Source organism: Chitinophaga sp. Hz27 (assembly GCF_042263525.1).
GTDB lineage: Bacteria > Bacteroidota > Bacteroidia > Chitinophagales > Chitinophagaceae > Chitinophaga.
The window spans coordinates 566,139-582,153 of record NZ_JBHKFJ010000004.1; the positions used below are offsets into that span (position 1 = coordinate 566,139).

Sequence of the window (16,015 nt, forward strand, 5' to 3'; positions counted from 1 at the left end):
CAGCATTAATTCCTATTAGAAACGGCTAAAAATATCAGAAGATGAACAGAAGTATTGCTCCTCCAATAAAAGATGCTGTTGAGTTTGACCTGAGTTTGAAACCTTATGAGAAATTCACGTTAGACAACGGCATACCGGTATATGTTGTAAAATCTGATGAGCAGGAAACCCTGCAATTGGAATTGGTATTTCCAGCAGGCACCTGGTATGAAAGTCAGGGCCTGGTTGCACTTGCAACCAACTTTCTCATGAAAAACGGTACCAGTAAACATTCAGCTCTTGAAATAAACGAGAGTATCGAATATTACGGTGCATATTTGAATAGAAATACTTATCACGAGAATGCGACTTATACACTTCATTGTTTGACCAAACATGTGGAAGAGTTGCTGCCTACTATGCAGGAAGTCATTTTAGACCCTGTATTTCCTGAAGAAGAGCTGAACATTTATAAGCAAAATCAGAAGCAAAGACTGGCCGTAAACCTCCAGAAATGCGATTTTGTGGCAAACAGGTTCATTGATCAATATCTCTTTGGAGAATTCCATCCTTATGGCCGTGTAAGCACGATGATGGGTTATGATGCCTTACAGACAGAAGTGCTCCAGGGCTTCTATAAGAAACATTACACTTATAACAACTGCCGCATCTTTGTGGCTGGCCATATGCCTGCCAATATGATCGATCTGTTGAATAATTATTTTGGTAGCTCCAAATGGAATGGCGAATCTCATCTCACAAAACTGGATCTGCCGATTCAACCAGCAGAAGAGAAGAAATTCCGCATCTTCAATGATGAAAATGGTGTACAGGGTTCCGTTCGCGTAGCTCGTCCTTTTCCTAACCGCTACCACCCCGACTTTCCAAAGATGTTGGTATTAAATACCATTCTTGGCGGCTATTTTGGCTCCAGGTTGATGAGTAATATCCGTGAAGAAAAAGGATATACTTATGGTATTCACGCCCAGCTATACAATTTTAGACAGGTAAGCGCTATCAATATCCAGACAGAAGCTGGAAGAGATGTTTGTGAAGCCACCATCACAGAGATTTATAAAGAACTAGAAAAATTGCAACAGGAAGTTGTTCCCCAGGAAGAACTGGACCTGGTGAAGAACTATATGATAGGCTCTATCCTCGGTGACCTGGATGGTGCATTCCAGATTATCCAACGCTGGAAAAACCTGATACTCAACGATCTGGACGAAAATTATTTCTATAACAATATCAATACTATCAAAACAATTACCGCAGAAGAACTGCAGCATCTTGCTAAACAGTACTATTCTCCTGCAGATTTCTATGAATTGGTAGTGATATAACCGGCTGACTTATGAAACATTTCCTGATATGTCTGTTGCTGATAGTTGCTGCCAGCAAAGGTTTTGCACAAACGCAAGGAGAGATGAACCGTAAAGCCAATGAGGCTTATAGAGAGGCAGACAAGAAGCTCAATGAAGTATATCAGCTTATTCAGAAAGATTATGCTGCCAATAAAAAGTTCATCGAAAATATGAAGGTAGCGCAAAGGCTGTGGATTCAATTCAGAGATGCACAGGTAGAGATGATGTTTCCAGAGCCGGCAAAGAGCTATGGTAGTATGTTCCCCGTTTGCAAGGCTAACTATCTGACGGAGCTTACTACACAACGGATGGAGTCACTACGGATATGGATAAACGGACTTCCGCCAGGAGAAACCTGCACCGGTTCTGTTGGCGCTAAACAGTAAGGATTACCGTCTGTAATAAATATTAGTTAAGAGAGTCGTAATAATTATTACGGCTCTCTTATTTTTTTATCTTTACGCCAGACATACTAACATATATCCCTATGCGAAAACTTTTACCTATCCTGGCCATATTTGGCTGCGTATCTGTGTATGCCCAGAAGCATGAAGACCCAACGGTAGCCATCGAAAACCGCTACCAGGAATGCCTTGCAAAAGGCAGCAATATGACAAGCTGCGCAAACGCTTATTACCAGTCTGTTGACAGTGTTTTAACTGCCACCATGCAATCACTATTAAATCAATTAAATGGCGCTTCACTGATTAGTCTGCAACAAGATCAATCATTGTGGGAGGCTAAGAAAGATGTCTATTTCAAGAAGATCGACGAACGCGTGGAAAAGCTACACAAGAGCACCATGCAGGGTCTTGATGATGATATGATATCAACAGATAACAAGGCTGCATTTTTAAAGCTTAGAGTTGCTGAATTATACCGGCAATATAATGGTTAAAAATTGCGAAAAGTTATAAAGAAAAAGAGCTGCTATTTGGCAGCTCTTTTTCTTTATAATTAAAATCTTTCCTGGTGTCTCAGCCATCGCTCGGGTATCTCATTATTTGATGCGAGCAGATAATCGTTGTACGCGCATGGAATGAACTCTCTGTCAGGCAGTTGCATCCACCAGCGTCCCGTTTTTTTGCTTTTCAGGAATACAGTATCTATATCGGAGAAGGCTATATGAAATTCCCAGAAAGCATCTCTGTTTTCGAGCAGGGCTTCTTTATTTTTGATAGCACGGCCATCGAGGAAATACCAGATCATTTGAGCGATTTGCATGGCCGTGATATGGTCTTTATCTTTTTCTGCACGATAGCCATAGATGCCCATGGTAGTGAGTCGGCTGCTCATGCCTGCATAGCGGGTGAGCAGGCAGCCTTCTTCGCCGCTAAAGCCATTAGGGGAGAGGTGATTGGACGGTGCATCAGTATGTCGAATGATATTGACATCTATACTGAACATATCGGAGTGTCTCAGGACGGGTTCTGCCTCGTCCATATTTTCACGGATACGGCCTAAACGAAAACAGTCGAAACGAAGCTTGTCAAGAGTTTCGAGCATTCGTGGATGCACAAAATAGCTTTGGAACCCAAGGTGATTATAATGACGGAGGTAATTTGGTTGTTCTGTGAGCATATCCATGAGGAAGCGCTCGTTACGGTGGCTTGAATTTTCTTGCAGGTCGATGAGTGCATCAGCTACGGTGGCTTCAATTATCAGTTGCTGGGATGCATATGCCTTGTATTGCGCATAGGTAAGGTCATGGGAGCCACCGAGGATGATAACGGTTTTATTGGCAGCGATAAGCTCACCGATTACTGTTTTCATGGCAGCATAGGCATCGGCGAGGAAAGCGCCACTACGTAGGTTGCCTACATCCGCGAGGCGGATATCTCTGTGCCAATGATAAAGCCGGTAAAATTCACGACGGATAACATCTGGACCGTTGCATCCAGTGCGGTTAGTTTCGCTGCCTCTTTCTTCCCCAACGCCAAGCAGTATAATGTCCGCAGCGTCCAAATCAGGGATATGATTGGATTCATACGCGTCAATACCGCCACCAACCTGGAATTCATCGTATTCCTGGTCATCATGAAGAAATGCTTTCGAAATAGGATTCAGAAAATCCTGCAGGTGCGAAAAATCAGCCATCAGTTAATAGGATTTTTAATGATGGCAAACGTACAACAAGAATTTTAAATTGGAATCAAAGCAAAACACTAAAGTACTGGCAATAATTAATGCTTCAGACAGCAGTAATGATAAAAGCTGGCAACTAGTTCTTATGAATAATGAATTCAAATGGCTTATGCGCCTTGCGTGAAATTGCTTTTTCCAGCACAGTTCTTTTGCTGGTAACTTTACTTCTGTTACAGTTGGCTACTTCGATAACAGAACACAGATAATCCATCGTTTCGATCAGCGACAACATCTCACTGATCTGCCTTACAGCAGACTGAATTTGTTGCTCTGTGTACCTATCTTCGTGAAGCAGGATCAATAAATCTCTATCTGCCGGTTTCATAAAAAAATTTGAATTTCCCCGAAAATATTGTTTGCTAAGGTGTTCATGGGATAACCCAAAAAAGATAAGGTTAAATCTTTACTGCCGCCGTGTTGATAGTGGGTTAGTGCATTCTTTTTTTGTTCATGGTGGGACATCCGCAATCATTTTTCTTAAATACCTTGCAACCTTCCATCGCCAAACTTCCACAAAGAAGAACAATTACTACCCATTTTATCTTATTCATACTGACGTTTATATACTTAATCTAATAAAAAAATCCAGTCTCAGAGTTTACCTTTTCTTAACAATGCCCTTTTGTAATTTAAGCTAAATTCGCAAAAAAAATTTAAATATTTGTCCACAATCCTCTCACCTAAAAAAATTCTTGTAGTACCGTTGGATTGGGGCCTTGGACATGCCACCAGGGACATACCTCTGATCCATGAAATGCTTAACGCCGGATGCAAAGTTTTTATTGCGGCGGAGGGTAAACATGCCGCGCTACTGCAGCAGGAATTCCCCGACATTACTATCTTTCCGCTTCCTGGATATCGTATCCAATATGCACAGAAAGGGCAATTCTTCGGACTAAAAATCATCCAGCAGATTCCTAAAATTTATAACAGGGTAAAATCCGAACAACGCTGGCTGAAAAAGATCGTTAAAGAGCATGATATTGATGCAGTTATATCTGACAACAGATTTGGATTATATCATAAATCCATCCCTACTGTATTCATTACTCACCAGTTACTGATAAAAACACCTTTTGGTGGCTGGATTGAGCGTACGCTCCAAAAAATTAACTATTCTTTTATAAAAAAATATGGCGCCTGCTGGATTCCTGATTTCGCCGGAGATAATAATCTTTCCGGAGAATTGGCGCATCCTGCCGAATTACCACCACATACCACTTACCTGGGTTGCTTAAGTCGTTTCGAACCACTGGATAATGTTCAGAAAAAATACGATTTACTGGTACTGATTTCCGGGCCGGAACCACAACGTTCCAACCTCGAGAAAATGATCATTACACAGATCAAAGACCTGAATATCACTGCATTAATTGTTAGTGGAAAGCCTGGCACTCCACAGCAGGAGCAGATTGCACCCGGTGTTACACAAGTGAATCACATGAACGCCGCCGAGTTAAATCAGGCGATGCTGGCATCGGACATGGTGCTGAGTCGCAGTGGTTACACCACCCTGATGGACCTGGTGAAGTTGAATAAAAAAGCCATCCTGGTGCCTACGCCCGGACAATCGGAGCAGGTTTATCTCGGTGAATATCTCATGGAAAAAGGATACTTCTACTCTTTGCCTCAGGAAAGTTTTCACCTGAAAACAGCCCTGTATAATGCAGCGAAGTTCGAGTTCAAATCCTTTCAGCATGAACAGGATATGAATCGTTATAAAGCGGTGGTGCAGGATTTTGTTAAATCGCTTTAACCAATAATTATATATTCCATCGGCATTCTTTCCCATCTGCCAAAAAATAACGCGAGACTGTTAGTCTCGCGTTATTTTTTGGCCGTTTCCCTCCGCCGTGGTGGCGGAAAATATCCTATTGTAACTGAATTAAATATTTTTAACATCAGCCCCTATAAAAATCTTCCCATTTTCAATCGCTACAGGTCTTTTCAGGAAAGAATATTCCTCCAGGATCAAATCATGATAATCCTGCTCGGTCAGTTGCTTTTCGTGAAGCCCCATTGGACGGTACTTTTGAGAGCGTCTGCTAAACAACGCTTCATAGCTACCCGCCAGATCTTTCATTTCTTTTAACTGGGCTTCGGTTATTTTCTCTTTTTTAATATCTTGTAATGTAAATCCACGCTGTACTGCCTGTGTTTCTTCGAGAATTTTCTTGCAGGTGCCGCAGGTAGAAAGATGGTATATCTTTTTCATATCAATTGATTTCAGATAACAAATGTAAATTTTCCCTGTAATTCCATTAAAGGAATACTGAGAGGCATCCCTTAATTTTGTACATTCAAATTAATTCACGTAGGTTTAGCGATGCAAAAGAAACTATTTTTACTGGATGCGATGGCATTGATCTACAGGGCTTATTATGCCCTGATTAGAAATCCGCGCATGACCAGCACCGGGCGCAACACCAATGCGCAGTTCGGATTCACAACTACATTACTTGATCTCATCAATAAAGAAAAACCAACTCACATGGCCGTAGCGTTTGATACGCATGCGCCTACTGAACGTCATACTACTTTTACCGACTATAAGGCCAATCGTGAAGATGCCCCGGAAGACCTCCTGGACGCGCTTCCTGATATCCGCCGTATCCTGCAGGGATTCAACATTCCCTTACTGGAAGTAGACGGATATGAAGCAGATGATGTAATTGGTACACTATCCGCACAAGCCGCTGATGCGGGTTACACCGTATACATGGTTACGCCGGATAAGGATTATGGTCAGCTGGTACGTGACAATGTATTTATCTACAAACCTCCATACATGGGCAGCAAAGAGGAAATCATGGGCCCTAAAGAAGTATGCGATAAGTGGCAGATTAAAGATGTGTCGCAGGTAATAGATATCCTTGGTCTGATGGGCGATGCAGTGGATAATATCCCTGGAATTGCTGGTGTGGGAGAGAAGACCGCCATGAAGCTATTAGCTCAATATGAGACTCTCGAAAATGTGCTGGAAAATGCAGACAAAATTGGTGGTAAAATGGGTGAGAAAATCAAAATTGGCAAAGAAAATGCATTGCTCTCCAAACAACTAGCCACCATCATCATGGATGTTCCTGTAACTTTCCATGAAGAAGATTTCTGCCTGAAAGATTATAATAGGGAAGTATTGACAGACATCTTTACCGAACTGGAATTCAAGACATTAGGTAAGCGTATCCTCGGCGATACTTTTGCCAGCAGTGGAGTTGTTGCCGCAGAAGCACCAGCTAAACCAGGTGTAGTACAAGCCGATCTTTTTGGTAGTGCCCCTGAAACAGTGGCTACATCTGAAGAATTCAGTGAAGGTAGTGCAAGCAGTTTCCTGGCTCCTGAAAAAAATATCAATAATACACCACATACTTATCAGCTGGTAGACACACCTGAAAAGCGTGCTGCTTTAATTGCTGATTTACTGCAACAAAAGGAAATTGCCTTTGATACAGAAACCACCGGCAAAGACCCGAATGAAGCAGATATCGTAGGTATGAGCTTTTCCTGGAAGAAAGGCGAAGCGTACTATGTGCCGATGCCCGCCAGCAAAGAGGCAGCCATTGCTATTATGAACGAATTTAAGCCTCTCTTTGATAATGAAAATATCACCTTCATTGGCCAAAACCTGAAGTATGATATGATTATCCTGAAATGGCTGGGATTTGAAATCAAAGGCCCCGTATTTGATACAATGCTGGCCCACTATCTGGTAGAGCCGGAAGGCCGTCGTAGCATGGATTACCTGAGCGCGCAATACTTGGGTTATGAACCAGTTTCTATTGAAACGCTGATCGGCAAAGGTAAAAATCAGCTTAGCATGCGTGATGTAGCCGTAGAAAGAGTGGCTGATTATGCTGCCGAAGATGCTGATGTAACCCTTCAGTTGAAAGAGGTGTTTCTGCCAATGGTGCCAGAAAAGAAAGTAGAAAAAGTATTTTACGAAGTGGAGAACCCTCTCACGAAAATACTTACTGATATGGAGTTTGAAGGCATTGCTATCGATACAAAAGCACTGTCTGATTATTCCAAAGAACTGGAAACAGAAATCAGAAGAGCAGAAGAAAGCGTGTATGAACAGGCAGGTGTACGTTTTAAACTAGCTTCTCCTAAACAATTGGGCGAGGTGTTGTTTGAAAAATTACAGCTGGACCCTAAAGCGAAAAAAACACGTACCGGCCAGTATGCCACGGGCGAAGATGTGCTGCAGAAGCTCTCTTCCAAGCACAAAATAGTAGAAGATATTCTTATCTTCCGTGAGTTGAGTAAGCTCAAATCTACCTACGTAGATGCGTTACCGTTATTGCTCAACAAACGTACTAACAGAATTCATACATCATATAACCAGGCCGTAGCAGTGACCGGCCGCCTGAGTTCCAATAATCCCAATCTGCAGAATATTCCTATCCGTACAGACAGAGGCCGCGAAATCCGCAAAGCCTTTATTCCACGGAATGAGGAATATGTATTGCTTTCGGCCGACTATTCCCAGATAGAGCTGCGTATCATTGCAGCCATCAGTGGCGATGAACAAATGATTGCAGCCTTCAAAAGCGGAACAGACATCCACGCCGCTACTGCTTCAAAAGTTTATAATGTTCCTTTAGAAGAAGTGACCAGTGATATGCGACGTAATGCGAAAAGTGTAAACTTCGGTATCATCTATGGCGTAAGTGCTTTCGGGTTGTCTGAAAACCTAGGCATTGCACGTAGTGAAGCCAAAACACTTATCGACAACTATTTTGCACAATATCCTGCTATCAAGCAGTACATGGAAGATCAAATTAAATCAGCGCAGAAAAAAGGTTATGTGGAAACGATGCTGGGCCGTAAACGCTGGCTAAAAGATATCAATTCTTCCAATGCTGTTGTAAGAGGATTTGCTGAACGCAACGCGATCAACATGCCGATACAAGGCACCGCTGCCGACATGATCAAACTGGCCATGATTTCTGTTCACAAAGCCTTTAAGGAACGTAATCTGAAATCAAAAATGATACTCCAGGTACATGACGAGTTGGTATTTGATGCGCACCGTTCTGAAGTGGATATCATTAAACCACTTATTATTGATTGCATGCGAAACGCCCTACCACTGGCTGTCCCTGTAGAAGCAGAGATGGGTATAGGAAACAACTGGCTGGAAGCACACTAGGGGCACACCTACTGTAGTAGTTATAGCATATTTGTAATACGATCAGATGTTGGCTTGGTATATTTTTTATACCTCATCTGATCGTATTACCTGACTTATTGAATCCCAAAACCTGAACGTTTATTCCCAAATTGTTACTCGTTACGAACATGATTTTGACAAAGCGCCTGCAATTGCTGCCGTGCACCCTGCAACATTTTGAATTGTTATTACAGGGAAATGATGCACTGGCTAACCAGTTAGGTATAACTATTTCCGACAACTGGATAGAATATCCGGAAGTTATCCTCGTCACTTACGATAAATTAAGGAACGATCCCTCCTTACTGGGATGGTTCTTCTATATGGTCATTCACCGCGAAAATAAAGAGCTGATAGGGGCAGGAGGTTTTAAAGGACGACCCAATAGTGAAGGCGTCGTTGAAATAGCCTATGATATCAGCCCGGATTACCGCGAACAAGGCTACGGCACCGAAACCGCCAAAGCGCTCATCAATTTTGCCTTTGGACACAATTACGTAACCAGCGTTATTGCCCATACTGAAGAAGAATACAATTCCTCCGTAAAAACATTACAAAAAGTGGGTATGTCTTTCGTAGGGGCTTTCACCAATAAAGAGAACGAAGAGCTCTGGGAATGGCGTATTACGAGAGATATTTTCGAATCACAACAGCAGCACCAACAACAATTTTAACATATTACGGTATCTAATATCTGTCAGGGCGAACCTCCGTTCATCAAACTTTTAGCCGCCAGGAAAGGCGCTATACCTTATATTTGATCCTTTAATTACAAAATCTAGACTAATATACATCATGAAGAATTGGATGATGGGAGCTGTTATGCTTTGCAGCACTGCAGCCTTCGCACAAACCGCCACCAACGTAGAGGGAAGTAAGTATCAGTTTACTACTATCAAAAACATGGATGCTTACGATGTTCAAAACCAGGGTCGTACTGGTACTTGCTGGTCTTTCTCCGGCATGTCCTTCCTCGAATCAGAATTGCTCCGCAGCGGTAAAGGTAAAGACCTGAACCTCAGCGAAATGTTCGTAGTTCGTAAAATGTACCCATTAAAAGCTACCAACTACGTGCGTATGCACGGTAAAGCCAACTTTGGTGAAGGTGGTGGTTTCCCTGATGATATCCTTTGTCTTCGTGAATATGGTCTGGTTCCACAAACAGTTTATGATGGTAACCGTCAGAAAACTTACAACCACGCTGAAATGGAATCTCTCCTGGAAAGCATGGTAAAAGAACTGGGTAACTCCAATGGCGTCATCAACCCTACCTGGAAAAATGCTTTCGACGGTGTGCTGAATGCTTATATGGGTGATGCTCCTGCTAAATTCGATTACAACGGTAAATCTTATACTCCTCAGTCTTTCGCTAAAGAACTGGGCCTGAACGCAGATGATTATGTACTGATCACCAGCTTCACTCACCACCCATACAATTCTCAGTTTGTACTGGAAGTACCAGATAACTGGAACTGGGAAAAAGTATACAACGTAGATATGACCGATTTCACCAACATCGCTGAAAATGCACTGACCAACGGTTATACCATCGCCTGGGCTGCTGATGTTAGCGAAAAAGGCTTCAACTTTAAAGAAGGTCTGGCTATCGTTCCTGAAAAAGACTGGAATGACATGTCTGCTGACGAAAAGAAAAATGCTTTCCTCGAACCAGTTCAGGAAAAAACCATCACCGCTGATGTACGTCAGAAAGCTTTCGACAACTTCGAAACACAAGACGACCACGGTATGCATATCGTAGGTCTGGTGAAAGATCAGAATGGTAAAAAATACTTCCGTGTGAAAAATTCATGGGGTACCGAAAACTTCGGTAAAGGTTATTTCTACGCTTCTGAGCCTTACTTCCAGTACAAAACCACCAGCTACATGGTGAACAAAAAAGCACTACCTGCTGATATCGCTAAGAAACTCGGCATCAAATAAATCATTGCGTTAACGCATTAAAAAAGCCTTCTCAATCTATTTGAGAAGGCTTTTTTGTTAACATTCTTATTCAGTTGACGATGTCAATCAAAATTATTTGACAGTGTCCAATTCAATAAATATCAGGTGATTGCCTCGAAACTACCGATGCCTTCACGGATTAATTCTGGTGTATCTCCTGTGCAATCTATCACCGTAGAAAAAGCGATTCCACCAGGGCCACCATCTACCACAATATCTACCTGACTACCAAATTTCTCATAAATAACTTCCGGGTCTGTATATTCCTCTACATAAGCATCTATGGGAAGAGTAGTACTCATGAGCGGATTCCCCAAATCATTTACGATGGTCCGGCAGATATTATTATCCGGCACCCTGATACCTACTGTATCTTTTTTCGTCTTCAGTAATTTAGGCACCTGTTTACTTGCATTAAGAATAAAGGTATACGGCCCAGGCAATGCCTTTTTCAGCATCCTAAAAATGGGCGTATCCACACTTTTTGCATAGTCCGACAGATGGCTTAAGTCATAACAGATGAAGGAGAACTGGGCTTTTTTAGGATCTACCTGCTTGATACGTGCTACCCGTTCGATCGCTTTATGCTGGGTGATATCACAGCCTAGCGCATACACAGTATCCGTAGGGTAGATGATGACTCCGCCGTCTTTCAGACACTCAATAATCATCTTCATATTTCGCGGATTCGGGTTATCCGGATGTACTTGTAAGAGCATACCCAAATTTAACAAAAATGCATGTCAAATTATCTTACTAACTTTCCGCGGATTTTTCTAAACCTACTTGGATGAAGCTTAAAGGAATTGTTCCGAGATTGTGGAGGAGATTGAAGAGAGTATTATTGGTATTGATTATTGCACAATTTGCCTATATCGTTCTATTGAAATGGGTAAACCCGCCTATCACCATAACAGAGATCTCCAGCTGGTTTAGCCTATGGGGAACTGATAAAAAATTACATAAAAGCTGGGCTGATTATGATGAGATTTCTCAACATGCAAAATTAGCGGTGATAGCCAGCGAAGATCAACTATTTACTGACCATGATGGCTTCGATTTTAAATCGATCGAAAAGGCCATGAAACACAATGCTACCAGTAAAAAAATAAGAGGCGCCAGCACCATCAGCCAGCAGGTAGCAAAAAATGTTTTTTTATGGCAGGGTAGAAGTTGGGTTAGAAAAGGGCTGGAAGTCTATTTCACCTTTATGATAGAAAAAATCTGGGGTAAAAAAAGAATACTGGAAGTCTATCTTAACGTGGCCCAAACCGGCGACGGCATCTTCGGATTTGAATCAGCGGCGCAAGCATACTATAATAAAAGCGCCGCCAGTCTTACCCGTGAAGAAGCTGCCATGATTGCTGCTAGTCTTCCTAACCCTGTCAAATACACAGTAAATCCTCCGGCGAAATTCACGGTATACCGCCAGCGTAAAATCATGATCCAGATGCGCAACATCGCTCCGGATCCAGATATCAACGAATTGGTTACTGGTATTCCTACCCCTGCAGATAAAAAGAATTAATCTTGCAGTAGTTGCTTTACAGCGGCTACTGCGGTGTTTTCCCGCTCAGTATAACTTCCTCGGATATCCGTAAATGGAACACCCGACTGCATCACAATATCTCTGTAAATATTATAAAAATAAGTGCGCATCTCCGGTTCCGGATATTCGCGCTGTGGATCTTCTTCCCATGGCAAATCAATTGCAGTAAGCAAGTACAAGTCACATTCCTGTTCAGCGATCATCTTTAAAATCCGGCTATCGCAATCGCCATATTTATGCTCGCTCCAAACTTTTACCACATATAAGTCGGTATCACATATCAGGACTTTATCTGCCTTTTCCGCCTGCTGTTGCTCTAATTGTACTTGTCCGGCGGCAATGTGCAGGAGGTCATCCTGTGTATAAGGTCTGTTAAGCTGATCTATATATTCACGCGCATATTCGGGCGTCCAGGCCGTATGAAAATAACGGGCGAGGAATTCGCTTAATGTGCTTTTGCCTGTAGATTCAGGCCCAATAACAACTACTTTCTTCATGAATGTGCGCTTTCGTTTGCCACCACTTCTTTTTTCCAGCTGAAATAGCCAAATACGGCAATGATAAATAAAAACACCGTTAACGCGGCGGTGAGATATAAATGTTTATAAACAAGCAGCGGAATAGCCACCAGGTTGGAGATATTCAGGAATAACCAGTTTTCCAGCTTACGTTTAGCCAGCAACCACATACCCGCGCAGGCGGATGCAGATACAAAAGCATCCATCACCGGCACATTAGAATCGGAGAAGTTCCGCAGCAGAAAATAAAATATTCCCCAACCAACAAAGGTGATCAATACAGCAGTGGATAGCTCCCGGCGGTTACCACGACTCACTTTCACATGCTCCTGTGTTGCTCCTTTTTTACGGGCCCAGTAAATCCAGCCATATACGCTCATGATAAAATAATAAGCATTGAGAGTAGCATCTGCATATAATTTGAAATGCTCCCTGGACAGCAGGTAAACGTAAATACCAGTGCTTATAAGTCCGGTAGGATATACGAGTATATTATTTTGTTTCTGGAAGATAACAGATAAAACAGCAAAGAATACTGCTATTAATTCTAATCCGGTCATCTCGTGAAACCCATTCAACAGGCCCTGGTAAATCTCATTCATGGGCTTAAAATTAAAACGAAAATGCGGAAGCAGTCTTAAATACCACTTCCGCATCTCAATTATTTTTAAACAGGCTGTTTATTTCTCTCCAATCAGGGTACCTGAAACATTCCAGAAGCTCTGGCTGGTGCCAGCAGGTTTTCCTTGCGGAATAGCCACCCTAAAGGTATGCAGCCCGGGTTTTACATCATGCAGATTAATAAACACAGGAGAACTCAACGTGCCAGGGCACCAGTTGCTACGACTCAAGTCTGAAGAGGATAATCCGTCTCCGAAATTACCACTAGCCGGATTAGAGAAACGATAGGTAGCACAGTCCGTGCGCCAAGGAATGAAATGATATGCACGTTGATTGTCGATAAAAATCTCATTCTCTTTAGGGTTGAACTCATCGCCACCTCCCCAGCCACCATGGCCAGTGGTGAGATAACGCAGCTGTAAGTTTTTAAGTCCTTCAGGAATGTTTACCGTAACGGTCAGACTATCCTTATCAAAGAGGGTTGCATATTCCTGTCCGGCCATTTCCATTACGTTGGTAGTATTGAATATTGGCATCACCCATTTGCTTTTGGCGGTAGTATCCGCGTCGGCGTCGGCTGGGTAATATTTGAAGCTAAGACTCACTTTATGGCCGCCTTTATCATAGTTGCCTATGTATACGCCAATCAGCACTTCGCCTTGCAGGGCGTCCTGGAGCTCAGTGATATCCTGTTTATAGATTACGGAATCTGCCCAGTTATAGCCTTTGATTTTCACCTGATCATTGAACTGACGAACACCAAAAGGTGTGAAGAAGCGCATAATTTCGAGGGTAGGCGTATAGTGCGAAGTGGCAACCATGCCTTGATATTTCTTGCCGTTTCTATCCTGGAAGGCAGGTAATGCAGCCACACCTTTTGTAAGGCCATCAAGGAAGGAGGTATCACCAGTAGTTGGAATCATGAATACAGAGCCAGTACGATCGTAGGCGTCGCCATTGGAGTATTGCACCAATTCTGCAAAGAGGGACTGTCCTTTCTTTGGCTCCGGTAATTTCACTCGTTTTACGATTACGGTGCCACCAGCAAAGTGGAAGGTTTTGTCCAGCTCATTGATAGCAGGATTGGCGTTATTATTTCCCCAGGAGATTTGTTCGTTCTGGAAGATAGGGAGTGTAGTATATCTGCTGTCGATAACAGCGCGCATATAAGCGGCATCATCTACCTGCTGACCTAAGGCTGCAGGCCATGACAGTTCTTGTGGCGTTACTTTACGGTATTCAATTTTGCGTGCGATGGTTTCGCTATTGCCATTGCGTACGATGCGTAAAATTAATCCCAGATTGGGACCATAGCTCAGAAAGGGAGTGCCTTTCAGTTGGACAGCGTTGGTATACCATACTTCTATGGTATTGGACCTTACGAAGAGTTTTGCTTTTTTACAAGGAAGACCCAATATGGTGGCGGTATCAGGGAGTAGTTCAGGCTGAGGGTGATCTTTAAAAGGTTTTTTCAGCGTGTATACATCACCGTTGGACAGCGATAGCACTTGTAAGGTGCTGTTGTCTGTGTAATCGAGGTATTGTTGTTCTTTTTGCGGTTTGCCACCAGGCAGGAGGTGGGCTTTTCCGTGGTCTATAACGAGTTTCAGGCCATCGCCACCGGTGGGTTTGCCATTACTGACATAACCATAGGTAATAACGGCTACAGTACTGTCTACTTTTTTTTTCTGGGCGGCAGTTGGCAGGGCCGCGGCCAGCATGACACAGGCTAAAATTCCTTTCATTGTTACTTCTGTTTAGGACTCCAAATAACAATATTAAATAAAAAAGCACAGTCACGAGGACTGTGCTTCAATTTAACACTATCATTCACTCAACTATGGCTTATTCTGCTTCTGCCACTACTTCCTTCACTTCAGGGATCATACGCTTCATCATGCCTTCGATACCGGCTTTCAGCGTAATCATTGAAGATGGGCAGCCTGAGCAGGAACCTTGTAACATCAGTTTCACGGTACCGTCATGGTAATCTTTGAACTGGATAGCGCCGCCATCCATTTCTACGGCCGGTTTAACATAGTTTTCCAAGAGTTCCTTAATACGTTTTACCACATCGCTGTCATCCGCGCTCACAGTGTTGCTGGCAGTAGCCTTGGTTACAACAACTTCTTCTTCGTTCACAACAGGACGGTTATCCTCCAGGTATTCCTTCAGGAAGGCTTTGATAGTAGGGATAACATCACTCCAGTCTGTTTCACTGGTTTTGGTAAGCGTGATAAAGTTAGCCATGATAAACACACCTCTGATGAAAGGGAAACTAAAGAGTTCCACTGCTAAAGGAGATGGTTTTGCGCTGGCTTCATCCGGAAAATCGATGCTTTTACCAGGATACAGAAGTTTGTTAGCAACAAACTTCATTGTTTCTGGGTTAGGCGTCATTTCCGTGTATATGCTGATAATGGGATTTCCTGTTTTAATCATTTTATCCATATTTACCGGGCAAAGGTAACATTTTTAGCGCAGACTCAGGTCTAAATTGGCTATCTAAACCATCGAATTTTACAATATCGTTATAGGTAAATTTGATTGGAGACGGCGATTTTATGGCAGAAACCGGCCAATCTCGCTATGGCGCGTGACTTCCTCTTATATTCATTATTTAATCAATACGAAATCATCCTTTCAAAATTTCCGTTTCGCGCAAAAAGGCCGTCAGGAATTCCCAAATGAATAAATGCATATT

The 16,015-nt window shown here is 42.6% G+C and carries 16 protein-coding genes; 8 read left to right on the forward strand and 8 right to left on the reverse strand.

All coding sequences use genetic code 11. The features are described from left to right. The first annotated feature begins 41 nt into the window (after positions 1–41). The 3 genes from ACE38W_RS11865 (at position 42) to ACE38W_RS11875 (ending at position 2,241) form a co-directional block, all read left to right on the forward strand. On the forward strand, positions 42–1,322 hold the full coding sequence (locus ACE38W_RS11865; RefSeq protein WP_375831090.1) for a M16 family metallopeptidase: 1,281 nt from the start codon (positions 42–44) through the stop codon (positions 1,320–1,322). An 11-nt stretch (positions 1,323–1,333) separates the two neighbouring features. Continuing rightward, positions 1,334–1,729 (forward strand): lysozyme inhibitor LprI family protein, encoded by a 396-nt coding sequence (locus ACE38W_RS11870; RefSeq protein ID WP_375831092.1) that lies wholly within the window; start codon positions 1,334–1,336, stop codon positions 1,727–1,729. A gap of 101 nt (positions 1,730–1,830) precedes the next feature. Then, positions 1,831–2,241, forward strand: coding sequence for a lysozyme inhibitor LprI family protein (locus ACE38W_RS11875; protein WP_375831093.1), 411 nt, complete (start codon positions 1,831–1,833; stop codon positions 2,239–2,241). Positions 2,242–2,300: 59 nt separating this feature from the next. Here ACE38W_RS11875 and ACE38W_RS11880 read toward each other — a convergent pair whose 3' ends face one another. Further along, positions 2,301–3,440 carry a formimidoylglutamase gene (locus ACE38W_RS11880; RefSeq protein WP_375831095.1) on the reverse strand — a complete coding sequence of 380 codons (1,140 nt, stop codon included), beginning with the start codon at positions 3,438–3,440 and terminating at the stop codon, positions 2,301–2,303. Positions 3,441–3,564: 124 nt separating this feature from the next. After that, on the reverse strand, positions 3,565–3,813 hold the full coding sequence (locus ACE38W_RS11885) for a hypothetical protein (protein ID WP_375831096.1): 249 nt from the start codon (positions 3,811–3,813) through the stop codon (positions 3,565–3,567). Positions 3,814–4,149: 336 nt separating this feature from the next. Between ACE38W_RS11885 and ACE38W_RS11890 the strand changes: the two genes are divergently transcribed. Beyond that, complete coding sequence (locus ACE38W_RS11890; RefSeq protein ID WP_375831098.1) at positions 4,150–5,244, forward strand: glycosyltransferase; 1,095 nt, start codon at positions 4,150–4,152, stop codon at positions 5,242–5,244. 129 nt (positions 5,245–5,373) lie between these two features. Here the strand turns inward: ACE38W_RS11890 and ACE38W_RS11895 are convergent, their stop codons facing one another. After that, on the reverse strand, positions 5,374–5,703 hold the full coding sequence (locus ACE38W_RS11895; protein ID WP_375831100.1) for an arsenate reductase family protein: 330 nt from the start codon (positions 5,701–5,703) through the stop codon (positions 5,374–5,376). A gap of 111 nt (positions 5,704–5,814) precedes the next feature. On the opposite strand from ACE38W_RS11895, the gene polA reads away from it, so the two are divergent. The 3 genes from polA to ACE38W_RS11910 all read left to right on the forward strand — a co-directional run bounded on the left by polA (position 5,815) and on the right by ACE38W_RS11910 (position 10,602). Further along, a complete protein-coding gene (gene polA / locus ACE38W_RS11900) occupies positions 5,815–8,640 on the forward strand; it encodes a DNA polymerase I (RefSeq protein ID WP_375831102.1) in 2,826 nt (941 codons plus the stop codon). Between the two features lie 149 nt (positions 8,641–8,789). Next, the gene (locus tag ACE38W_RS11905) at positions 8,790–9,335 is read left to right on the forward strand and encodes a GNAT family N-acetyltransferase (RefSeq protein WP_375831104.1); all 546 of its coding nucleotides are present in this window, start codon (positions 8,790–8,792) and stop codon (positions 9,333–9,335) included. Between the two features lie 121 nt (positions 9,336–9,456). Then, the gene (locus ACE38W_RS11910; protein ID WP_375831106.1) at positions 9,457–10,602 is read left to right on the forward strand and encodes an aminopeptidase C; all 1,146 of its coding nucleotides are present in this window, start codon (positions 9,457–9,459) and stop codon (positions 10,600–10,602) included. A 122-nt stretch (positions 10,603–10,724) separates the two neighbouring features. Here ACE38W_RS11910 and ACE38W_RS11915 read toward each other — a convergent pair whose 3' ends face one another. Further along, positions 10,725–11,342: an L-threonylcarbamoyladenylate synthase gene (locus ACE38W_RS11915; RefSeq protein WP_375831108.1), complete on the reverse strand. Its 618-nt coding sequence runs from the start codon at positions 11,340–11,342 to the stop codon at positions 10,725–10,727. Between the two features lie 71 nt (positions 11,343–11,413). On the opposite strand from ACE38W_RS11915, the gene mtgA reads away from it, so the two are divergent. Then, positions 11,414–12,151, forward strand: a complete 738-nt coding sequence (gene mtgA, locus ACE38W_RS11920) for a monofunctional biosynthetic peptidoglycan transglycosylase (RefSeq protein ID WP_375831110.1) — start codon at positions 11,414–11,416, stop codon at positions 12,149–12,151. Here mtgA and ACE38W_RS11925 read toward each other — a convergent pair. The 4 genes from ACE38W_RS11925 to ACE38W_RS11940 all read right to left on the reverse strand — a co-directional run bounded on the left by ACE38W_RS11925 (position 12,148) and on the right by ACE38W_RS11940 (position 15,753). Next, complete coding sequence (locus tag ACE38W_RS11925; RefSeq protein WP_375831111.1) at positions 12,148–12,669, reverse strand: AAA family ATPase; 522 nt, start codon at positions 12,667–12,669, stop codon at positions 12,148–12,150. The two genes, mtgA and ACE38W_RS11925, sit on opposite strands and share 4 nt — an antisense overlap. Then, positions 12,666–13,292, reverse strand: a complete 627-nt coding sequence (gene pnuC, locus ACE38W_RS11930; protein WP_375831113.1) for a nicotinamide riboside transporter PnuC — start codon at positions 13,290–13,292, stop codon at positions 12,666–12,668. The genes ACE38W_RS11925 and pnuC overlap by 4 nt, the downstream gene beginning before the upstream one ends. Positions 13,293–13,370: 78 nt before the next feature. Further along, a complete protein-coding gene (locus ACE38W_RS11935; RefSeq protein WP_375831114.1) occupies positions 13,371–15,056 on the reverse strand; it encodes a PNGase F N-terminal domain-containing protein in 1,686 nt (561 codons plus the stop codon). A 100-nt stretch (positions 15,057–15,156) separates the two neighbouring features. Beyond that, positions 15,157–15,753 carry a NifU family protein gene (locus ACE38W_RS11940; RefSeq protein ID WP_167014124.1) on the reverse strand — a complete coding sequence of 199 codons (597 nt, stop codon included), beginning with the start codon at positions 15,751–15,753 and terminating at the stop codon, positions 15,157–15,159. Positions 15,754–16,015: the final 262 nt, after the last annotated feature.